The organism is Ventrimonas faecis (assembly GCF_040096075.1).
Taxonomy (GTDB): Bacteria; Bacillota; Clostridia; order Lachnospirales; family Lachnospiraceae; genus Brotaphodocola; species Brotaphodocola faecis.
In genome coordinates, this window is sequence record NZ_JBBMFJ010000008.1 from 79237 (window position 1) to 102778 (window position 23542).

14 protein-coding genes are annotated in these 23542 nt (G+C 48.1%); all 14 read right to left on the reverse strand.

What is annotated here, in order from left to right:
- The 14 genes from WMO41_RS05700 to WMO41_RS05765 all read right to left on the reverse strand — a co-directional run bounded on the left by WMO41_RS05700 (nucleotide 1) and on the right by WMO41_RS05765 (nucleotide 23530).
- Complete coding sequence (locus WMO41_RS05700) at nucleotides 1-1851, reverse strand: extracellular solute-binding protein (protein ID WP_349228928.1); 1851 nt, start codon at nucleotides 1849-1851, stop codon at nucleotides 1-3.
- Nucleotides 1829-4036 carry an ATP-binding protein gene (locus WMO41_RS05705; RefSeq protein WP_349228929.1) on the reverse strand — a complete coding sequence of 736 codons (2208 nt, stop codon included), beginning with the start codon at nucleotides 4034-4036 and terminating at the stop codon, nucleotides 1829-1831. The genes WMO41_RS05700 and WMO41_RS05705 overlap by 23 nt, the downstream gene beginning before the upstream one ends.
- Nucleotides 4020-4835, reverse strand: a complete 816-nt coding sequence (locus WMO41_RS05710; RefSeq protein ID WP_349228930.1) for a substrate-binding periplasmic protein — start codon at nucleotides 4833-4835, stop codon at nucleotides 4020-4022. Before WMO41_RS05710 ends, WMO41_RS05705 begins: the two co-directional genes overlap by 17 nt.
- Before the next feature lie 326 nt (nucleotides 4836-5161).
- Nucleotides 5162-7408 carry an ABC transporter permease subunit gene (locus tag WMO41_RS05715; protein ID WP_349228931.1) on the reverse strand — a complete coding sequence of 749 codons (2247 nt, stop codon included), beginning with the start codon at nucleotides 7406-7408 and terminating at the stop codon, nucleotides 5162-5164.
- A complete protein-coding gene (locus WMO41_RS05720) occupies nucleotides 7323-9287 on the reverse strand; it encodes a dipeptide ABC transporter ATP-binding protein (protein WP_349228932.1) in 1965 nt (654 codons plus the stop codon). Before WMO41_RS05720 ends, WMO41_RS05715 begins: the two co-directional genes overlap by 86 nt.
- 7 nt (nucleotides 9288-9294) lie before the next feature.
- Nucleotides 9295-10944, reverse strand: a complete 1650-nt coding sequence (locus WMO41_RS05725; RefSeq protein WP_349228933.1) for an ABC transporter substrate-binding protein — start codon at nucleotides 10942-10944, stop codon at nucleotides 9295-9297.
- Nucleotides 10945-11010: 66 nt separating this feature from the next.
- Nucleotides 11011-12444, reverse strand: a complete 1434-nt coding sequence (larC, locus tag WMO41_RS05730; RefSeq protein WP_349228934.1) for a nickel pincer cofactor biosynthesis protein LarC — start codon at nucleotides 12442-12444, stop codon at nucleotides 11011-11013.
- Nucleotides 12441-13205, reverse strand: a complete 765-nt coding sequence (gene larB, locus WMO41_RS05735; RefSeq protein WP_349228935.1) for a nickel pincer cofactor biosynthesis protein LarB — start codon at nucleotides 13203-13205, stop codon at nucleotides 12441-12443. The genes larC and larB overlap by 4 nt, the downstream gene beginning before the upstream one ends.
- Nucleotides 13202-13951: an ATP-dependent sacrificial sulfur transferase LarE gene (gene larE / locus WMO41_RS05740; RefSeq protein WP_349228936.1), complete on the reverse strand. Its 750-nt coding sequence runs from the start codon at nucleotides 13949-13951 to the stop codon at nucleotides 13202-13204. The genes larB and larE overlap by 4 nt, the downstream gene beginning before the upstream one ends.
- A 284-nt stretch (nucleotides 13952-14235) precedes the next feature.
- The gene (locus WMO41_RS05745; protein ID WP_349228948.1) at nucleotides 14236-14643 is read right to left on the reverse strand and encodes a DUF3842 family protein; all 408 of its coding nucleotides are present in this window, start codon (nucleotides 14641-14643) and stop codon (nucleotides 14236-14238) included.
- Nucleotides 14644-14742: 99 nt separating this feature from the next.
- A complete protein-coding gene (locus WMO41_RS05750; protein ID WP_349228937.1) occupies nucleotides 14743-15048 on the reverse strand; it encodes an MGMT family protein in 306 nt (101 codons plus the stop codon).
- An 18-nt stretch (nucleotides 15049-15066) separates the two neighbouring features.
- The gene (gene pap / locus WMO41_RS05755; protein WP_349228938.1) at nucleotides 15067-16545 is read right to left on the reverse strand and encodes a polyphosphate:AMP phosphotransferase; all 1479 of its coding nucleotides are present in this window, start codon (nucleotides 16543-16545) and stop codon (nucleotides 15067-15069) included.
- A 178-nt stretch (nucleotides 16546-16723) separates the two neighbouring features.
- Nucleotides 16724-22681 carry a hypothetical protein gene (locus WMO41_RS05760; protein ID WP_349228939.1) on the reverse strand — a complete coding sequence of 1986 codons (5958 nt, stop codon included), beginning with the start codon at nucleotides 22679-22681 and terminating at the stop codon, nucleotides 16724-16726.
- A gap of 39 nt (nucleotides 22682-22720) precedes the next feature.
- Nucleotides 22721-23530, reverse strand: a complete 810-nt coding sequence (locus WMO41_RS05765; RefSeq protein ID WP_349228940.1) for a hypothetical protein — start codon at nucleotides 23528-23530, stop codon at nucleotides 22721-22723.
- Nucleotides 23531-23542 lie beyond the last annotated feature (12 nt).

Genomic DNA, 23542 nt, shown 5'->3' on the forward strand with positions numbered 1-23542 from the left:
TCACCTCAGAGTAATGTAGTCTTCAGGCTCTGCAAGAATGGCATTACCATCTGAAACATATGTTGTCCAGGTATCTTTCACAGAGGTATCCCCTCCATCAAATACAATATTTTCCTCTGCCGCATAAGCTTCCATATGTTGTGGTGCTGCAAGGCAGGTCACAGTAAAAGTATCCTTGTCCTGAATCTGTTTTCCATTCTTTGTAACTTTACTCAATGTATAACCATTATCCGTTTCCTTAATTTCTACAGAAATACCACTGAACACAGGCAGAGAGCCGCGGTTAAAGGGGATAAAGCCTCCCTGATAGCCTTCTACGAAGTTTCTGACCGTTTCCTTCAGTTCTGCCCCGCTCATCTCGCTACTGTAAGCGGAAAGCTCGTTTGGCATGATCATGTCTCCCGCCATCTTTTCCGTATATCCTGCCTTCAGTACATTTCCCGTAAAACTGTTTCCGGTTGCGATCAGCACATCTGTACCATAAATGCTGCGCAGAGTGTTTGCCATAACAGAATAGGCTTCATTGCCTCCGCTGGTATGGAAGCGATTGGAATAAGTTTTCTTTGAATCCAGCACAATATTCTCAGATGTGGATTTCTCTTCCAGAAGCTGAGAATTAAATGACTGGTATGCCTGCTCTGCATCATATTCTCCTGCGATCATCTTAGAAACCACGTCCCTGGAAACGGAGAAAAAGTCATTTGACGCAATTCGGATATACATATGATTTTCTTCGATCACAGGTTTCACATCTTTCATATATTCCGTAAGATGGAGATCCACATCCTGACTGTAGCTCAGCAAATCCTGACCATCACTAATGACCCGGTTCTGCGCCTCCTCTGAAAGCATTGTGTTCAGTACCTCCATTGCTTTCTTTTGGCGTGTCTCATCCTGTGTCAGATCACGGTTTAAAGCCACCTGGAAATATGGCGTAGTCATCAGCCACTTTTTGCCATTCTGTTGAAAGAATGGAAGAAATGTTGTGTTGATGCCCTGATCCTGAAACATTTTCACACCGGAAGAGCTGCCAAAATACATGGCAAGCTTACCACTTCGGTACATCTCAACGATATCATCATAATTCATATCCAGATCATCCTGGTTCAGTCCTGTATCCTGGATGAACTGCTCCATACGTTCAAAAGCCTGCGGCCAGACGGTACTGTCCAGACCTTCCCTCTTTGTATTCCCCGGATCACTGTAAGTAGTGCGCCACTTACGTCCGTCCACAGTAGACAGTTCTGACGCTGACAATCCCTGCAGTGTTTCCATACAGGTATAATCATAATAATAGTCTGCAGAAAACCCACGGATACCCACTGCTTCAAATGCCTGGCAGGCAGAAACGAAGCTTTCATAGTCTGTTGGCAGAGGAATATCATACTGTTCAAATAGATCTTTGTTCACCACGAAACCATGGGCATCTGCACACACCGGAAGCCAGTTTATACTGCCATCCTCGTTCCTGAAACTGTTGAGGTAGGTATCATAGACTGCACCTGCTGCATTGGTTGTTGAAAGATCCATCAGACTGTCTTTCAGCGGACTTGCATCATGCAGTGAAAAACGACAGCAGGTTATAATATCCGGCAATCCATCATTTTCTTTAAGAAACTTATAAAAATCCAGGTCATTATTCCCTACTACAAATTCCACATTGATGTCCGGAAGCTGTTCCTGGATGTATGGTGCATATTTTTCATACAGCTTTGTGCTCCACAAATACACCGTGATAGTTTCTACATCTTCTTTTTCTGCACTCTTCCCGCCGCAGGCTGACAGAAATGACATGACTATCACCATTGCCAAAAGTACCGCAAGTATCTTATTCCATTTTTTCTTTTTCATTATGAATTCTCCCCCTGAAATCGTGTTTCACCAGTTTATGAATTACTTTTACCAATAATTTTCCATCAATAGGCTTTGCTATATGTTCATCCATTCCTGCTTCTTTTGCCCTCAGTCTATCCTCTGTGAATGCATTTGCCGTCATTGCAATGATCGGAATCACCTTTGCATCCTCTCTGTCCATGGAGCGGATCGTCTTTGCTGCTTCATATCCATTCATCACCGGCATCATGATATCCATAAGAATCACATCAAATTCTCCAGATCCGCTTTTTCTGAATATCTCCACTGCCTCCTGTCCATTCCATGCTTTTGTCACGACAGCATCTTCGTTCTGAAGCATAAATTCTGCAATTTCCATATTTAAATCATTGTCTTCTGCCAGAAGAATGTGGAGTCCCTTTATAGATTTCCCTGATACATCTTCCTGTTCTTCACGTTTATCCACATCCAGGTCTATTTTAAACGGAACCCGGATCACAAAGGTGGTTCCTGCGCCTTCTTCACTTTCAAAGGTAATGGTTCCACCCATTTTCTCGACCAGATTCTTTGCAATCGCCATTCCCAGACCTGTTCCTGCAAATTTTGTGCGGCTTCCCGTATGTTCCTGCGCAAATGGTTCAAACACACATTTCTGAAATTCCTCAGTCATTCCGATTCCGGTATCCCGGCAGACAAATTCCATTGTGGTCATTTCTGGCTGTTCGGATGGAATTTCCATGCAGCTGATATAGATCTGTCCGTTTTCTCTGTTATATTTCACTGCATTGGACAGGATATTCATCATCACACGTTTTACATACCCCGGACTTCCAATAAAATCCCGGTGTGTGATTTCTTTTTTCTCCCACACAATCTGGATATTCTGTTCTGCAGCCATCTGTTCGATCACTACAAATACTTCCCTGGAAATACTGCTCAGGTTAAATGGAAGCTCTTCCAGAACAATTTCCCCTGACTCAAGCTTACTCATGTCCAGAACATCATTTACCAGTTCCAGTAACAGGTTGGATGCCTCTTTAACCTTTGTCCTGCATTCCGTCTGTTTCTCCATATCCTCTGCATAATGGTCTGCCACATTGATTATGCCACAGATTCCATTGATCGGAGTCCGGATATCATGGCTCATTCGCTGGAGAAACTCTGTTTTTGCCTCATTGGCGGCTTCTGCCTTTTTTGCAGCTATCAGAAGTTCTGCTTTATATTTTTCATCTTTTTCCAGTTCCTGTTTCCGGTGTGCAAGATTGGTTCTGTATGTCCAGAACCAGAATATACTGTATATCAGGAAATAAAGAAACATAACGCTTATCACACTTAATGAAAGATTATGGAATACTTCCGTATCCGGAATATACGCATAAATATAGTAATCCCTCTGCTTCAGCATGATTCCGTAACATCCGATTCCTTCATTCTTCAAATGATAAATGTGCTGACTGTCTGTATGCTTTTTCATTGCCTGAACAACTTCGTTGTCAGCCGTATTCTGCCCTAACAGGCTCTGATCATTGCTGGCAGCAACGATCCCATCGTCTGCAACAATAATCGTTCCATCTTTCTGGGTACTATAACCATTTAAAAGTCCCTGTATCGTCAGGGTATAGTTTCTGGCAAATTCAGGAGATGTGTAATAGTAGATTGCCACGATACCCGGTGCATCTTTTCTGGCACAGGCTGCAATATCAATATAGGACCCATCTTCCCTGGCAAACCGTTCCGAATAAGATCTTTCTTCATATCCGGTAAAATCCATGATAATATCTTTTTGCAGATATTCCGTGATCTCATTGGCCAGAGTCTCATCCGTGCTGTATTCACAGTCCGTCTTCCCTTCTGTATCCAGTACAAGGATGCCATCCACCCAGAGAGTCTGAAGATTTTCTCTCAGGAACTCCCGGCTTAGCTGACCACCGTTTTCTATTTCCATATTAATATTGGTACTCATCTGTCTGGCGCTTTCGATCGAACGAAGGAGACTTTTGGATTCCGAAGATTCATTGTAATGGGTGTAGGTGGAGCACTGCACTTTGACATAATTTACAATCTCTACCATCCGTTTCTCTGCTTCCGCTTTCTCCGCATGAAAGAAATAAAACAGAGAGACTGCAGCCACACAGATTCCAATCAGACCGCCGAACAGCTGGATCCGTTTTTCTTTTTTCTTTCTCTTAATATCCAAGATCATCCACCTCCAGATACTTCTGGGGATCATCCAGATATTTTTCAATAATTTTCAGGGATGTGCCATCCTGTCGCATCTCTTTCAGAGTCTGGTTCATCTGCTCACAGATTCCTCTGTCATCATCTTTTGCAAAAGCAACACCTATTCCGGTGATCATCAAAGGTTCTTCCAGGATACGAAAGCTTGCGTCATAATCCTTCATATACTGAATAATAGATTCCTCATGTGCGGCGACTGCATCTACATATCCTTTTCCCAGAAATGTATAGATCAGCTCCCTGTGTCCCAGGCTGATCAGATTGCCCAGCTTTGGAATTCTTTCATCCGTCCGGTTCAGAAAGATGCCTTCCGGCTTGGTTGTGGACTGAACGGCAAGGTTCTTTCCCTCCAGATCACTCAATTTATAGATATCACTGTTCTCATTTACAGCAACCACCTGGCGGCTTGCTATGTACGGCCCGGCCCAGCGGTAATCGCCAAGACGTCCTTCCATAGAAAAGCAGCCCATGATACAATCAATCTCCCCGCTCTCCACCAGTTCTTTTTTCTTCTCCCAGTTGATCTGGACAATCTCCACCTGATATCCCATTCTTTCAAAAGCTTCTGTTGCCAGTTCTACATCTATGCCCGTTGGAACACCATCCTCATTCAAATAATTGTATGGTGGATAGCTGTCACTGCCGAGCGTGATGACCGGCTTTTCTGTTTCTTTTTTCGGGCTATCTGTATCACTGCACCCTGTCAGAGTGCACGCTAAAATTCCTACAAGCAAAATGCCTGTAAGCACTCTCTTTCCTTTCATTCCTTTCTTCTCCTGTTGATAAGTGATTTTATTATCCCCCATGCTTTACTGTGTACAAGCAAAGCTTCAACGAGTTAATGTTTTAAAAATAAAAAAAAGAGAACAGCCGATATATCCGAACTGTTCTCCTACTTTCAAAGTCAACGCAACATTGACATTACGGCTTCCTGCTCACTCAAAAATGTTTTCATTTCTGCAAAAGTCATTTTCGCCTATATCGTTTTTATAATATCATAGACAGTTACGTTTGTCACATAAAAATTTGAACCTCAAAAGAAAACATCTTTGATCCGTGAACGGAGTTTCCTGTAAAACAGATAAGTCCTTTACAGATTGCTCTCCTTCCGATTCGCCGCTCTCCGCATAGCTTCCCCGATATCCGTAATACAAAGCAGCGTTACTACAAGGAATGCCCCGGGAATCACAATGATCCACCAGGCGCCTCCAGACATGGCCTTTTCTGCCAGGCTCAGCATGCTTCCCCAGGAGATCATTTCCAGCGGCAGGCCAATCCCCATATAACTTAACGTCGATTCTGCCGTAATGGCACTGCGGATGTTCATCACGGCCATAAACAAAATCGAGGCAATGAAATTCGGTGTCAGGTGGCGCCTTAAAATATAGAAGAAGCTTCCTCCCATAGCTCTTGCCGCAATCACGTACTCACTGTTGCGGATCTGGCGCACCTCCGTGCGCACCACTTTTGCCATTCCGGCCCAGCTTGTCGCACCGATCACGACCGATAAGCTGAAGACTCCGGCTTTTCCAAAAGCAGCCTGGAGTAAAATTACCAGAAGAAGATTTGGTACGCTTAAGAAAATTTCAGATAAGCGCATCAGCAGCTCATCCAGCCAGGCCGGAGCACATCCGCTGACTGCCCCGTAAAGAATCGCAATTGCTGCCGCGATCAGGGACGCCAGCACACCAATGGTCAAAGAAATCCGTCCTCCGGACCAGATCATGGAAAAAATATCCCGTCCCATGGTGTCAGTGCCGAACAAAAATTCTTTGCCAGGATGAACACTGCAGTTTAAAAGATCCATATACGCAGGATCCTTCGGCATGATCCAGTCCGCGCAAATGCAGCCCAGAACGATTCCTGCAAGAACCAGGATGGGAAGCAGCGGCTTATTCCGATACCAGAAAACCTTCTTCTGCACCGGAGCTTCCTCAGACGGACGGATGCCAACGATGCGGAAACGGGGATCTGCAGCTGACAAAGCAGAAAACGGATTCTGGATTTTGCGTGAGGCAGATTCTAACCGGAGATTTTCCGTTGCTACTGTTCCGCTCTCCGCAGCTTCTGCCCCGGCTGCCTCCACTGCTCTTTGCGGCATATCTGCTCTGTTTTCCTGCACGCTCAGTCTCTCTGTAATCTCTGCTTCTTCTGCATTGTGCGGCTCTGCAGCTTCCCCGTTTTCCTGTTCTGTCTCCTGCACCTTCCGCTCGCCGCAGGTCACCCGCAGCCGCGGATCCAACCATTCATTGATCTTTCCTGTTGCCATGCTGCACAGAATCACCAGCACACCAGATAAGATACAGAGCAGCATCAGGAGATTATAATCCTTGTACCGCGCGCTCTCATAAGTCAGGGTTCCCAGCCCCGGATAGGAAAAGACCGTCTCCACCACATAGGTGCCGCCCAGAATATGCGGCACCGCAATGGCCATGATACTTAAGTAAGACGGCATGGCTCCCCGCAGACAATGGCCCAGCAAAATTTTTCCTTTCCGCAGCCCCTTTGCCCGGGCCAGAAGTACATAATCTCCGCGGATTTCTTCCAGCATGCGGTTTCGCATCAGAAACGCGTAATACCACAAATGACTCAGTACCACCACGGAAAGCGGCAAAATCAGATGCCGTATCCGGTCGGCCACGTCACCTGCCTTTCCCGCAGTGTAAGCCCCGGAACTTGGCAGCCAGTGAAGTCCTGCCGAGAAAATCAGAATCAGCACCAGTGACAGCCAGAACTCCGGAATACAGCTTGTGATTGTTCCCACGCGGCAGAAAAAGCGGTCCAGCAAACCGTCCTCCCGCCAGGCACAAAGGATTCCCAGAAACATGGAACCAAAAAAGATCAACAGGAATCCAATTCCGCCAAGCAGCAGCGTATTGCCAACCCGGTTTCGAATCACAGTCACAACATCCTGCTTATACTTATAAGAAATTCCAAAATCTCCGTGTGCCGCTTCCTTCAGCCAGCGCACATACTGAACCGCAATTCCATCATCCAGTCCAAGTTTTTCCTCTGCCCAGCTTCGTTCTTCCGGGCTCATCCGCTCTACCCGGTCCCCATAGTAGGAAACCAGCGGATCGCCGGGCGCCATCCGGGAAACAAAGAAAACGGTTGTAGACAGAACAAAAACACTAAACAGCAGAACCAAGATTGTCCGTACAAGCCTGTTCAGATTCCAGACCCGCACAGCCCGCTGCAGCGTTTGCGGCCTTCCAGCCATTTCCGATGCACAAATATTGCTTTGTATTTTCTCAGCATCCACAGCCGCCCCTCCTCTCCCGCTCCAGTGCCGGGTCCGGTTCCGGGATCGCAGCCAGAAGTTTTTTCGTATATTCATGTTTTGGAGACGCAAACAATTCCTCCGTCGGCGCCGTCTCCACCAGTTTCCCCTGGTACATCACACCGATTCGGTCGCACAAAAAGCGCACCACCGAAAGATCATGCGCGATAAACAGAAACGTAAAGCCATGTTCCTGCTGCAGATGCCGGAACAGATTGATGATCTGCGCCTGAATTGACACATCCAGTGATGCCACCGGCTCATCTGCCACCACAAACTCCGGCTCCATGGAAAGGGCCCGGGCAATAGCCACCCGCTGCCGCTGTCCGCCGGAAAGCTCGGATGGATACTTATCCAGATACTCCGCATCCAGTCCCGTGTAATGTATCTGGAATTCTGCCTCTGCCCGAAGCGACCCCCGGGGCGGGATCCGTTTCTGAATTTTCATGGGTTCTGCCACAATATCACAGATTTTCATGCGGGGATCCAGACTGGAAGCGGAATCCTGGAAAATAATCTGGCGTTCCGACTGCAGCATACGCTTATGCTTTCGATATACCAGCGGATTATTTGTCTCAATCCCGCGATAACCGATACTTCCATGTGACGGCCTGGTCAGGTTCATGACACAGCGGGCAATCGTGGATTTTCCAGAACCAGATTCCCCTACCAGCCCAAAGATTTCACCTTTCCGGATCTGAAAAGAGACATCATCCAGGGCTTTTTCTTTTCGCCCGCCCGGAAGTGTGTACACCTGGGTCAGATGGCTCACATCCAGAAGAATTTCGGAATTCAGCGGAAGCGTACGGCGCGGATGCACGGAGACGGAAGCGCTTTCGCTCTGCGCTGCTGCCGCACCGATCTGCTGCGCCCGCGCATCCAGCGTCCAGGTCGCCGCGAAATGGGTATCCGAAATCTGGAACATGGGCGGTTCTTCTTCATAATCGATCGCCAATGCCTGCTCATTGCGGCAGGCGAAGGCATCGCCCTTCGGCGGATCAATGAGCGTGGGCGGCATTCCCGGAATGGTATAAAGCGCGTCTTTTCCTATGGAAGCCGCCGGAAGTGCCCGCATCAGTCCCTTTGTATAGGGATGACGCGGATCATAGAAAATCTCATCGGCGGTTCCAATCTCCACAATCTTTCCGGCATACATAACCGCCACACGGTCAGCCACACGGGCCACCGCGCCAAGATCATGAGTTACAAACACAATGGATGTACCAAGTTTTTTCTGAATATCACGAAACAGGTCCAGAATCTGCGCCTGTACAGTCACATCCAACGCTGTGGTAGGCTCATCCGCAAAGAGGATTTCCGGATTTCCGGCCAGTGCCACCGCCAGCACGGCACGCTGCCGCATGCCGCCGGAAAACTGGTGCGGATACTGGCGGCTGCGCTCTGCAGCGTGGTCAATCCCCACCAGTTCCATGAGTTCTTCCACCCGGTGCTGAATCTGTGCCCGGGGCAATTTCTGTTTCCGAGGCAATTTCTGTTTCCGGCCAGCATTCTGCTCCTGCGAGCCTGACTGCTCCTGTGAAATCCTGCCGCCCTGAGCGCCAAAACCACTCTGCCGCTGCAGCTTCACCGCCTCCGCGATCTGGTCTCCAATGGTCATGGCCGGATCCAGCGCCGTCATGGGGTCCTGAAACACCATGGAAAAACGGCTTCCCCGCAGGCCACACATCTTCCGTTCCGAGTAGCCCGTGATATCTTCCCCCTCCAGCAGAATCTGTCCCGATTTATGCTTTGCGGATGCCGGAAGCAGCTTCATAATGCTGCGGCACAGCGCGCTTTTTCCGCAGCCGGATTCTCCCACCAGGGCAAGAAGCTCACCTTTTTTCAGGGAAAAGCTCACATCCCGCACCGCCTGCACTTCCCCCTGCCGGGTAAAAAAGCTGACCGACAGGTGCTTTACCTCCAATACATCCGACATACTTTCTCTACTCCATTGTCCAGTCTTTTACATTCCAGAAAATACCTACGCCATGGTGTCCCATTACGGTATCTTTGCTGATGCCATGAATGGAAGATTTCGCCACATAGTTGGCATCCACATAGCAGATAAAGGCATACGCCGGATCCTCTGCCAGTGCTTCCTGGAATTTATTGTAATTCTCCCGGCGCACATCCGGGTCATCGGATTGACGCGCTGCTGTTAGATATTCATCCACCAGCGGGTCTGAATATCCGGAATAATTGGCGCCCTTGTCCGTACCAAATACTTTATAAGTGTGATCATCCGCATCAAACGGGCTTCCCCAGCCGATCAGGTACGCCTGCTGTCCGGTCCAGTCCACTTTCACCGGAATATCCACAGTAACGTTTATGCCAATCTCCCGCAGCTGCTGTGCTGCTGCCTGCGCCATGTCAAGACGAACCTGGTCTCCGGCACCGACACTGATGACAAAGCCGATTTCTTCCCCATTACGCTCATAAAATCCATCTTTACCCATCACACAGCCCGTCGCTTCCAGAAGCTCTTTCGCCTTTGCCGGGTCATAATCGTAATGCTCCACATTTTCATTGTTGTATACATTACGCTGCAGCGGTCCGTAGGCCGGCATGCCCTGCCCCAGGATCACCGCGTCAATGATGGCCTGACGGTCAATTCCATAACAGATTGCCGGTATCAAATCCTTATTCCGCTTCCAGTAATCATTCTGGAAATTGAACAGAATACCGCGGTAATCGGAAGTTTTCATATCGTAGCAGGTAAATCCTTCTTTATCCGCAAAGGTTTTTGCGTCCTTCGGGGTCAGAAGCGCCAGATCCAGCTCACCGGTCTGCATCTGAACGGCCTTTGCGTTGTCATCCGGCACAATCTTGAAAATGATGTTATCGATGTTCGGCGCACCCTGGAAATAATCCTCATTCTTCACCAGCGTAATGGCCTGACCCTCTTCCCAGTCTGCCAGCATATAAGGACCGGTTCCTACCGGATGACGGAAGAAATCCGACTCCTGCATATCCTCACCTTCCAGTAGATGCTTCGGAAGAACCGCCATGGTCATGTAATCCAGAAATGCCACATTCGGCGCATCCAGCTGGAAAGAAATAGTGTAGGGATCCTCCACGGTGATGTTCTCCACATCCTCATAGTTCGGCGCATTCTCAGAACCGTTCGCCGGATCCATGATGGCTTCAATGGTAAATTTCACATCATCTGCGGTAAATTCCTCGCCGTCATGCCATTTCACACCCTCCTGCAGATGAAAGGTGTAGGTGCAGGTATCCTCATCAAAGGTCCAGTCCTTCGCCAGGGCCGGAACCACCTGGTTATCCCCATCATGAGCCGTCAAACCATTAAAGATCAGAATGTTGATTTCTCCGTGCTCGTCCATGGCCGGGTTAATGCGGGTATAATCGCCGCTGCCGTAAACCAGCGTAGTGCCATTCTCCCCGACTGCTGCACCGGACAGATCTCCAGCGCCAGCTTCCGTCTGTCCTGCTGCGCCGCCCTGCTCCTGACTGTTTTCCTGTCCGTTTTGCACTGTTTTATCGTCTGTTTTCGCAGAACCACAGGCTGTCAGGATGGCCACTGCACCTCCCACCAGTAATACTGCTGCTTTCATCCGCATGCTGTCTCTCATATCTCATTACTCCTGTTTCTGTTCTATACTCTGAATCTATCGTATTTGAATCTGCCTTATCTGTTTTTATTTATGTGCAATACTCTTGCGCACCTCTGCCAGGGATATTCCCTGCTCCCTTGCGATCCGCGCCAGATCCTCATATTCATATTTCTCCCGGGTCACACCGTAACCGGAGGAAATCTTTTTCTGCACCTCTCCGTACGGAGTCTGCACCGTCACAAAGCTGCGCTTTAAGGTATAACGGCTGCAGCTGTGCTCCCGCACGCCGATGGTGGTGGTGTTCTGAAAAATCACGCGCACCAGTTTTTCTTTTTGGTCTTCATGGCAAAGTACGCTTAACAGCGTACCCGGTCTGGATTTCTTCATGCCCACCGGCACCGTGTAAACCTCCAGCGCGCCGGCTGCCAGAATTGTCTCCATGGCAAAACCAAGCTCCTCTGCCGTCATATCATCCACATTGCACTCTAACTGCAGCACGCTGTCTCCGGCATCTTCCGTCTCGCCCAGCATCGCGCGAATGCAGTTTGCCTGTTCAAAATCCTTCTTGCCCATGCCGTAACCAATCGCTTCCGTGCGCATTACCGGCATATCACCAAAACGGGTGGCAAAATGCTTTAACAGTGCCGCGCCGGTCGGGGTGCAAAGCTCGCCTTTTACTGCTCCGCCGTACATCGGCACACCATTTAAAATGTAAGCAGTGGCCGGAGCCGGAACCGGAAGAATACCGTGGGCGCAATGCACATGACCGCTTCCCACATGAACCGGAGATACAATGACCTGATCCGGCGCAATGTGGTGCATCAGCAGGCAGACCGCTGTGATGTCCGCAATGGCATCCATGGTTCCCACCTCATGGAAGTGAATCTCCGTAACCGGAACACCGTGAGCATGGCTCTCTGCCTCTGCGATCAGGCCGTAAACTGCCATCACATCCTGTTTTACCTGCTCCGGAAGATTCAGATGATCACAGACGATGTGCTCAATGTCGTGGAGGCTGCTGTGGTGATGATGGTGGTGACCGTCGTGGGAATGCTCGTGAGTGTGTTCATGGTGATGGGTGTCATCGGAACCGGTCACAACCTGATGGTCATGGTGATGTTCATGTGCCTCACAGCTATGGTCGTGGTCATGATGATGGTCGTGCTCCTCATGCACAGGGCAGGCACTTTCGTGGCTGTGGACATGAGCATGGGAGTGATCGAGGTGGTTCTGATCCTGGTGGTTCTCATCGGTCTCTTTACAATCTTCAAATGTCGCATGATCGTAATGATGGTGGAACATCTCCTCGGACTCTTCCTCCCCATGCACCTTCACGGTCATATGGGTTCCGCCAATGCCACACTTGCTCATAGCTTCTTTGCTGAATTCCACGCCTGGAATCCCAAGTCCGTTCAATTCTGCCACAACCGCATCCGGGTCCGGCATCAATTCCAGTAAAGCCGCGGTCAGCATATCGCCCGCAGCGCCCATTCCACATTCCAGATATAATGTCTTCATGATTTTTTTCCCTCCGTTATATGATTGATCATGCTTGCCAGATATCCGGCTCCAAATCCGTTATCAATATTCACTACCGAAACTCCGCTGGCGCAGGAGTTCAGCATGGACAACAGTGCGGACACGCCGCCAAAAGATGCGCCGTATCCGATGCTCGTCGGCACCGCAATGACCGGGCAGTCTGCCAGGCCGCCGATGACGCTGGCCAGCGCACCTTCCATTCCCGCGATGGCAATGATGACCGACGCACTCATAATCTCGTCCATATGCGCCAGCAGCCGGTGAAGCCCCGCCACGCCTACATCATATAGACGCACCACCTCATTGCCATGAGCTTCGGCCGTCAGAGCTGCTTCCTCCGCCACCGGAATGTCAGATGTTCCCGCAGTTGCCACCACGATTTTTCCCAGTCCGTCCGCTGCAGGGAACTGGCCGATGGTGCCAATCTTCGCGTCTTTCCGATAGTCCATCTGCGGATATGTCTTCTGAATTTTTTCCGCCTTTTCTTCCGATAAACGGGTGATCAGAATCGTCTTTACCTCATGCTCCAGCATAGCTCCAATGATTCCCACCATCTGCTCCGGTGTCTTTCCGGCACCGTAAATCACCTCTGCCGCGCCCTGACGGATACCGCGGTGCAGGTCTACCTTCGCGTAACCGATATCCTCAAAAGGTTCTTTTTTAATGGCAAGCAGCGCGTCATCTACGGAGAGTTCGCCGTTTTTTACTGCTTCTAAAGTTTTTCTGATCTCGCTGTTCATCCGCGCACCTCCAGATCCAGCAAAACTGCCGGATAGCTCTTCTTTAACTCGTTCAGAATCTCTTCCCGTTTCTCCATGAGCAGCGGAAGCTGGCTGGAAAGAACCTGCAGTCTTGCAGCACCGTTCGGCATCATGCGGACACGGAAATCACTGAATCCAAGAGAGAACAGGAAATTCTCTGCTGCCTCCGTCTTCTGAAGCTTCTCTGCGGTGATCTCACATCCGGTCGGAATGCGGGTTGCCAGACATGCGTAGGACGGCTTATCCCAGGTAAAGAGGCCGCCTTCTTTGGAAAGTCTGCGGATCTCGGATTTTACCAGGCCGCACTCCCGGAGCGGAGACTTTACCTGCAGCTCCTGCAGCGCCTTCATACCCGGGCGGTCTCCCGCATCATCGGAAGCGTTGGTTCCGTCAAGCAGTACGGTATAGCCATCCTCCGCAGCCGCCTTCATGATCATATTGAAAATGACCTTCTTGCAGTAATAGCAGCGGTTGGATGGGTTGGAAACCACAACCGGGTCAGAGAGTACATCTGCCCGCAGCACCCGCACCGGCGCCTTTAACTGCTCTGCCAGTCGCATGGCATCATCCATCTCAAACTGCGGCTGGAACAGCGCTTTTACATAGTAGGCCTTCACATCCGCACCATATTTCATAGCCGCGTAAAGCAAATAAGAAGAATCCACGCCGCCGGAAAAAGCCAGCGCTACCTTCTGGTTTTCTTTGAAAAATTCCTGTAAGTTCATAAGTTAAGTCCTCTCTTTCTCAAAGGAATTGTCTCCGGTGCGGCAAAACGGCACCGTAAAGACAGAAAAAAGGCATGCGGCCCCTCCTGAAAGGGCCGTATGCCTTCATGTGCATACATCATTCTAAATAAAATACTGATACACCACCTGTAACATTCAGGTGTTCATATCATAATCGTTTGCTGCTAATCCATAACCAGAAGCTTCGTCTTCTGCCCGACAGCTTCGTGCTGTCAAATCTACGAAGAATTATAGCATATTCTTTTTTTTATGGCAAGCGGCGCCTATCCAATCAGCTTTCCAACTTCCGTCACCACGCCTTCAATCAGCTTCGCCATGCTCAGATCCGTTACCCCCACAATATAGTTATCGCAGTGGTTCACCGGAACCAGAATACGCTTGGCCGGACTCTGGCCCACAGCTGCTGCCATAGCTGCCGTGATCTCGCCCAGGAGCGCGTCCGCGATGACAATTCCCATCGGTCCGATGATCACATCGGCCCGGCGGCTGCAGACAATGACCGGATTCTCTCCCGTTGCCGCCACATCAGCCCCGGCTTTTAGCATGGCTGACGTAGCCAGGCTGTTGGTTCCCACAGCAGTAATGTACTGCTCCGGGTAACGTTTCTTCAAAGCGCTGACGATCTGCTTTCCAATGCCGCCGCCCTGCGCGTCAATTACAAGTATATTCATGATGATGTTGTTCCTCTTTCCTGTTGTCATTTGAATCCCGCTGGCACTTTGCTTCTGCTCCATGCTTGGCGTCTCCACCCTTCTGCCAGAATTCACTTCTCAGCATTTCCACTGATATTTTTTCATATCCACGCAGCCGTTTTCTTTAAACTGCACGCCTTCATCTTCCAGAAGCAGCCGCTGCTCCCACCAGCCCGGCGCAATCCGTCCCGCGTGGTTAACTACCCGGTGGCAGGGATATTCTCCATAAAACTCTGCCCGGCTTAATACCTTTCCCACCAGCCGGGAATTTTTGTCCCGGCCGATGAGCTTCGCAATCTGCCCGTAGGAGACCACACATCCCTCCGGGATTTCCTCCACCACGGACAGAATCTCGTAAATCAGGTCTTCATCCAGTTTACTCATTTACATCCTCTTACAACTTTACTTATGCCCGTCCAGGGCCTTCTCCAGTTCCTCTACCACAATCTTCATCGCCTTGATCCGGGCATACTTTTTATCTACAGATTCCAGGATATGCCACGGCGCATAGGTGGTGCTGGTTTTGGCGATCATCTCGTTCACGGCCTGCTCGTACTGATCCCACTTGTCGCGGTTCCGCCAGTCTTCCTCGGTGATCTTCCACTGTTTCTCCGGAGTGTTCTGGCGCTCGGTGAAACGCTCCAGCTGTGTATCCTTATCGATCTGTACCCAGAATTTGATGATCACAGAGCCCCAGTCGTGAAGCTCCTTCTCAAATTCATTGATCTCATGGTATGCGCGCTTCCAGTCATTCTCGCTGCAGAAGCCCTCCAGCCGCTCTACCATCACGCGTCCATACCAGGTCCGGTCGAAAATGGCGATATGGCCGGTTTTCGGAAGTCTTGTCCAGAAACGCCACAGATAATGCCGGGCTTTCTCATGGGGCTCCGGGCTTGCAATCGGGTGCACCTCATATCCACGCGGGTCAAGGGCGCTGGTGATGCGCTTGATGTTTCCGCCCTTGCCAGCCGCGTCCCAGCCCTCATAGGCAATGATTACCGGAACCTTCTTGCGGTACAGGCGGTTGTGCAGCTCGCCCAGTCTCTGACGCAGCTGCTTTAATTCCTTTTTGTAATCTTCATCGGAAATGGTCTTATCCAGCGGAATTTCCGAAAGCTGCGGCATCCGCTCCAGCGGGAACACATTCTGCAGAAGCGGCACGGCCATCTGGCTGTTGCTGAGGGCAATGTCGATTCCCTGAGTCAGAATCTCCATAATCTGAAGCTCTGTCCACTTTCTGGACTTTGCGTCGATGATGTACCACGGTGCCGATGGCTGGTTTGTCTGCTTTAAGTAATCCGAAAATACCTCCTGGCATTTGTCATAGTGGTCGTGCTGCCACACATCATAGCTGCCAACCCGCCATGCCGTATCCTTCTCCCCAGCCAGGTGGCTGATCCGCTTCTCCTGTTCCTTTTTGGAAATGTTCAGAAACAGCTTTACTACCAGATATCCGTTGTCCGTAAGCTGACGCTCAAACCGCTGTACGCTCTCGATCCGCTGTGCATACACTTTCTCTGAAAGTTCCCCCTGCAGATACCCGCCTGTCAGTTCACTCATCCAGCCAGAATCCAGAAATACAAACTTTCCTGCTTCCGGAATTTTCGCGAAATGGCGGTACAGAAACGGCTTTCTTGCATCCTCCTCCGTCTTCTTCTCCATGTCAAAGACCTTGAAGAAACGCGGATCAATGTTCTGGATGATACGGCCAATGCTGGAACCCTTACCGGAGGTTCCCCAGCCCTCCACCAGTACCAGCACCGGAACTTTTTTCTCCTTCATCTGGAGCTGCTGCACCGCCAATTTCTCCCTGGCCGCCTCGAGTCTGCTCTTCAGTTCCTCTTCTTCCGGCATCTCGGCCGGGATCCATTCTTTCAGCATAAAAAGCCTCCTTTATCTGGCAATTCTTTTTCTCTATTATAAAAAGAAAAAGAACGAAACATCAAGTATATTGGCATACATTTTCTCAAAAAAACGCAAGCCCACTGCCGAAAAAAAGCCTCTGATCCCGTTCTCGGTCAAAGGCTTTTTTCTCATAAAAATTTAAAATTTTACATGTTTACTCTTTCACAATAATCCAGTACGGAACTTCCATTTGTACTGTTTCTCCATCATATACCGTAAATACCAGACGATACAATCCGGGAGAAGCCGCCTGGCTCAGTCGTAACCGGCCATCCTGCGTCTTCTGTGAATTGTAAGTTCCAATACCGGCATTAAAATCAAATACTCCAGAAACAGACGCAAGCAAATCTGTTACCGATGTTGTCGTCGTTCCCTGATAAACCTGAACAGTGAGCCGATTCTGGTCTGCGAGATTCTTAAGCTGCATAGTCAGATTTTGTCCCTGCCGCCATTCAGCCACAGTCGCAACTCTGGTGCCGCTGACGGAAATTGCAGGATGCTCCACTGCTTCCGTAGTGAAAAACAGCGTGTTTTCTGCCCCTGCTTTTATTCCTCTTTTAGGAGATTCGGACTGTCCGGAAATGTACATCTGACCACTCATCTGATAAGTTACCGGTTGATCAGAGAACATATCCGACACCAAAGTCAGTGTTTTTTCTCCAGTCTGAACCGTGCTTTCCAGTGGAATGATATATTCGCCATCCAGGTTCTGGTCATATCTTACCTCTCCCACCTGAATATAAGCATCTGACGGTAAAACAGGCTGGCTGCCATTCTGTGCTTGCGAAAGCACCAGAGACAATGCCTGATTCTCAATGCTGCTGTCATTCCCCGCTGCTTTTGTTACAGTATAACTTACAGCCTGCTGAAGCCCATTTGCGTTTCCCACTGTATAGGAATATCCGGTAGCTCCTGTTAATTCAACCTCTACCTCCGCCAGTGTTTTATCTCCTGAGGTTTCTGTCCCTGTAAAGTCCAGTTTATAGGTTCCTTTTGGAATATTTGCCTCTTCGAAATTTACAACAAACATACAGGATCTGGTCTGACTTTCGGTTGTGTTCTTATCATAAGAATAAGACTCTGTGCCGCCCATCCGCCGGAATGCATCCAGTTTTACCTCTTTTTCATCCTGACCGGCCTGATAATGCCAGTATCCTGTTACTTTACTGGAAGTTTCTGTTTTTTCCAGATCCATCATCGTGATGGAGGTTCCTTTCGGAAATACTGACGATGCTCCTTCCGCTGTTTTCCATAAAAGCTTTTGCTCCGAATAGCTTCCCGGAACAAACTGATTTAAAACGAACACGGACGTAAATGCGGAATTCTGGCTAATCTGGCAACTGGAAGCCGTTCCCGGCACCTTATAATGTTCGCCTACGGCCACGCCAGAACCGGTTACCGTTACCTCAGCCACCCTTCGCACAAGGTTCACCCGATACGTAATGTCCAGATTCTCATTTCCAAGTGTAATGATCGCATAGCGTTCCGTTGTAGTATCTGTCAAAGCCTTGGAAAATTCCACTGTGGTCTGAAAACCGACCGGAGTATTCTCTGGTATTGTCCAGGACTGCCTCTGGGCCGTTCCGTCTGTTGTTCCCGTTGTCAGCACGGTACTTTCCCCTATTGTGCTTCCGGTTCCCTCTTCCGGATGTGTTTTCATGGCAAAGCTTACACGGAACTGCTGATTTGCGTCCGCTCCAGTCTTCCCCGCCGGATTTTCCGAAGCAGAAAGCAGCTGTGTTCCATCTGATGCCTTAACACTTTTGATCCAGACAACCTGATCCTTCGCAAATGCATGTGCAAACAACGTATCTGCTGATGCCTGGTTTTCTGCTGCTCCGGTATTCAGTTCAATGTCTGTAGCACCGCTTAATTCTTCACTGTATAACAGACAAATCTTATTGCTCGTCCGCAGCGGATAGGTATTGGTTGTGGTTACTCCATCGCGGGTATAGGTATATTTGCCGAAAGAGCGCCACTCTACCTCCATTCCGGTGTTTTTACTAAAATCATTTGCCCCATTATCATACTGTAATTTCAACTGAAACGTACGGGATTCCTGCTCGTTAATCTTTGCATCTGTTTTCATAGTAATCTTAAGCATGGTAACCGTACTAAGATCCGTTGTCGGCTCGATTGCTGTCCAGACCACGTTTTTGTCATTTACATTCCCCGATGTCAGCCCCTCCGCTTTCGTACCGTAAATCTGAAATGGACTGTTCTCTGTATTACTTCCGCTCTCTGCAACACTTATAAGCTTCAGATTAAACTCTTTTTTGAAAACCAGCGTATCTTCATCTACACCAAAACATGTCTTCGGAATCGGAATATAGTAAGCAAAATTATTTGCCACGCCGCCATCTTTACTGGACACTGTAACATGATAATTTATCACTCTTTCCGGTTTATCTAACGCAATTTCCGCTTCATAGTCCTTATCATCCAGAGAAAGCTTACTCTCAACATCCAGTTTGGCTTCCAGACGCATAACATTCAATGTCGTTGTGTTAGATTCATACGCATTGTATAAATTGAAGCCCCGCTTAGATACCGCACCAGTTTCGCTCTTAAAATACTCTGCCAGTTTTTGAATCTGCACTGCCTTTGTTTTTCCAGCCAACTCACCAGCACCATTTGCAGTCGAATTCTTTGTCCCGGCCGCGCCCCAGCTGATCAGCTGCCCGCTGGACTCAATCACCAGTTTATTTTGAAAATTCCAGGATATCGGATTTTTTATAGTACTGCTGGTAGTGAGTTTTACAGAAACCGTATAAGATCCAGATAACTTATCATTCGAATAAACATTCATCCCATTTGCCTGAATTCTCCACCAACAGGCCGTTATTCCATCGATTGTACATTCCGTACCCACAAGCTTATCCACTGATTTTGCCGATATCGTCCTGCTCTGAAGTTTATCACTTAAAGCAATCGTCACATCTTCTTTATCCCTGATAGATACACCTTCCGGTAAACAAAGATAAAAAATTCCATCCCGAAACACATGATAACCATTTACAAAATTTACAATGCGCTTCGCATCTGAGAGTTTTGCTCCATAATATTCCTCACTGGAAATCACCTCTCCAAATTTCAGAGTCGGACTGGCTCCTGCTGTAACGGATACGGTACTGCTGCTTTCATTAATCACAAGTTTATCGATACTTCTGGCCACATAATCATCAGTATCAGAAACCGTACTTTGTTCCGTTACCGTAATCTCTTTTTTTCCATCCTTTCTAATAGCAGTTTTCTCGTCAACCGAAGATACCGTCAGATTTGCCTGCGCCGTACCGCCTGTTTCTCCTTCTAAATAACCAAAAAACAATCCTGAATCGGAAGTCTGCCGGTTTCGCCACAAATGGGCAGTTTCCCGATGATAACGCGTAGACTTCTTCATTTTCGTCTGGTAAGAAAGACTCTTTATATAATAATGATCTGACACGTTACTTCGTTTTCTAAGTTCTTCCACACCACAGGCAAATGAACTCTTATCACTGTAAGAATAGGTTCCTGATACCGTCCCCTCATTCTCGTCCGATACCAGTACATAGGTTACCTCTGTTCCTGACGCGTTATCATACACCGGCAGCGCAACCTTGGTTACATAATACTTTGCCGTCTGATTCTTGCCAGTATTGAATACAAACTTTACATTTAATAAGCCAGAATCCACAACACCATCATTGTGAATATCAAAAAATCCAATCGAACCGTAATACCCATTTTCCCGGCAAACGTCTTTATAAATATGACGCTTTGCGATCTGGTCGGAATCGGCCGCTCCGTCTGACGACTTAATCTGAATATCGACCTGGTCTTCCATAAAATATACTTTTCGTTTTTCGTCTTTTTTGTAGGTGCTTGTCAATGTCGTAGCATAACCTGTGTAACTCGTCTGCTCTGTAATTTCCCAATCCTTCCATTTGATTTCTATTCCATCCTGTGACAGCTTTAAATTTTTTACTGCCTCATCGTCCGGCCAGAAAAACTGTGGGGTATAGAACAACGCATTGTGGCTTCCTATATACAGATTTTCAAATGTATAGGTAATGCTATGGTCTTCCTTAGTATACACGACGCTTTTTGCTTTAGGGCCTTTCTTAATTCCCTGCTGATTTCCCGTAAATGCCGTATCCTCCGCACTAAATTTCAAATAGTATGTATTTCCATTATACTCAATATAGGGACAGTAATACTTCACCTGCAAAGTCTTATACAGCTGCACCGCCGGTCCGGCCAGACCTCCGCTATAGGAGAAGGTTCCACTTTTTGATACATTCACACCGGCCTGATTGACTACAGAATTAACTGTTGCATAGCCATCAGCAGAAAAGGTTGCATTCAGTCCTGATCCATTCAGGGTTCCGGTCTTTAAGTTTAGCTGATCCACCTTATAGTCACTCAACGTGTCACTCTGATCAGACGCTGTTGCAATTCTTTCCAGTTTTACTTCCAGAATATCCGTTATTGCCTGCAGCGTATTACCGGTGTATCCTGCCAGTTCTACCTTATACTGAATGGTATTATGGAGATCAATCCGGTCAACTGCCGGATTAATCTGAATTCGAATTTCTCCGCTGGCCGGATTCAAAAGTTGTACCGTTTCTCCTGCATAGTTCTGTGCTATAATATCTTCATTTTTTATAAATGCAACCGCATCAATACCCGTTGTACTGTCCGTCGGAATACCTCCAAAATAGAAGATATCTTTCACCTTCATGCTCAGGATATAATCAAAATTTTCTGTTCCCTGATCTGTGAAATCTGAGTTTTTCGTCAGTACAATATCCAGATTCTTTGCTGTATCGGAAGTCCATGAATCCGTAAAAACATTTTTCTCCGAATCCGTGCTTTCCTTCAATGTTTCACCAGCAAAAGTTACACTCAGGTTATACGGCATTTCTTCCGCAGCTGGTTTTACCAGATTTTCTTCCAGAGCAGCTTTCTGTTCCTCTGTCAGATACGAAAGCAGTGTCTGTGCCGCAAGCTCCGCCGCTGCCTCATCTTCTGTATCACATAAATCCTGATACAGCTTCAAAACCTGATCATCCGAAAGATACTGAACAAATAATCTTGTATGACTCTCATCCGCTTCCTGCAAAAGCGTTTCATACTCTGCCTGCACCTGCTCCTGATTCAGTCCCCGAATCAGTTCTCTGGTATATTCTGCCTGGGAAGCTGCAACAACCGGACAGTTATGCCTGGAAACAGATGCCATTGGCTGACTTGCGTCTTCCACACTTTCTGCCGTTTCACCATCTTCAAAATCTGATTCTTCATCGATTTCTGAAGCATCTGTTTCCGAAATGGCCTTTGTTTCTTCTTCCGTTTCTTCAACCAGCCCTAAAAACAATTCATGGATTTGATTTTCATCCAGCTGATCAAGAAATTCGGACACTTCGGTTTCTTCTCCATTTGCAATAAACGGAAATAGCTCTAAAATTTGTGAATCCGCCAGAAGCGACGGCATTTCCCCTGCACTCTCCCGTTCTCCATCTTCTACTGCTCTGGAGTAAAGCATATAAAGCCGATCTGCGGAAAGTTCAGAAAGAAGATCCTGTAATGCGCTCGCATCTGCATTTTCACCGGAAGAAAATTCCAGGAAGAGACTATAAAGCATATCATCTTCCAATTCATCTGTTTTTCCGGTATAGATGGAATCATGCTCCAGTTCCGTCAGCATTTGAATCTGTTCCTCTGTCAGATAACCAAGAAACTGCTCTAAAAGATCAGAGTCCTCATCTTCCAAAATCACCAGCTGATCATAAATGTACTGAAGCTGCGATCTTGTCAGATGTTCCAGAAAGAAACAGAGCACCTCCTCTTCCCCGTCCGCATAAGCCAGATACCGCTCATAAATTTCCTGATTGCTCATTTTTGCAATCTCATCTGCGTTTGATGCACTCGCGAGATCTGACGGACTTGCCAGATTCGACCAGGTTGCCATGGTGTCTTCTTCCGCATCGGATGGAGTGGCTGCCAATCTGCTCTGAAATTTTTCCCTGTGTTCTGCCACCACGCCCGGAATTACCAACAGGCCGCAAAGAAGTGCCAGCATTACAAGCACCACGAGATACCTCGTTTCATATTTCTTCCATTTTTTCATCATTCCGTCCCCATTTCCTCTAAAGTGCCAGTCCTGCTGCTTTTACTGTTGTGCGGTTTTTGTTACCTGAAAATCACCCGTTTGATAAGTTTTCGTTGTATCCTCCTTGAAAAAGCGATAGCTTTCTGAACCATACCGGCCAAACGCCTCTATGGTCACTTGCCCTTTACTATAATTTCCAGTAGCTTCATTATATGTAGTCACGTTCTCAAACACGGTTTCTGAGCTGTCCGGAATTAAACCGGCCGGCCAGTTAATTGTGACTCCGTCGCCATATTCCTTTGTTGATACCCGAAGAATTATATAGGGGTTTCCCTCACTGTCACTGACAGAATAATGAACCTCCTGATCCTGCTCCTGCACAGTAAAGGTCCCTCGCAAGCTCTGGACAAACGGGCTTGTCGACTCTGCCGTCACATGATACGTTCCCGGTTTTAATCCGCTGATTGTTAAATTCTGCTTTGTTCCTCCGGTATCTGTATCTGCTCTTTGCAGCGTTCCGGTGTTTTCGTAGGACAATCCTTCCAGTGTTTCACTCTGGCTTTCTCCGGTCACACTGACCTTATATTTAATATCCATATCGGACCACCGGTAATCATCCGCATAATTTCTAAGCTGAATCGTAATTGCCGTAGTCCCCGGCGCGAGAGTATATGAATTTCCTGTTTCACTTAAATAATCACTGGTAAAATAGAACTGATTGGATAATGCTGCCGCACTTTCTGACTGCTGATGCACATAACGAGCCACAAGTCCGGCGGTACCTCCGCAGGCAGCTGCTCCGGCGAGTACCATAATTGCAAATAACGGCGCTTTCCGCCGCATTTTATTCCAGTTCCATCGTCTTTTCATATGTCTCCCCCG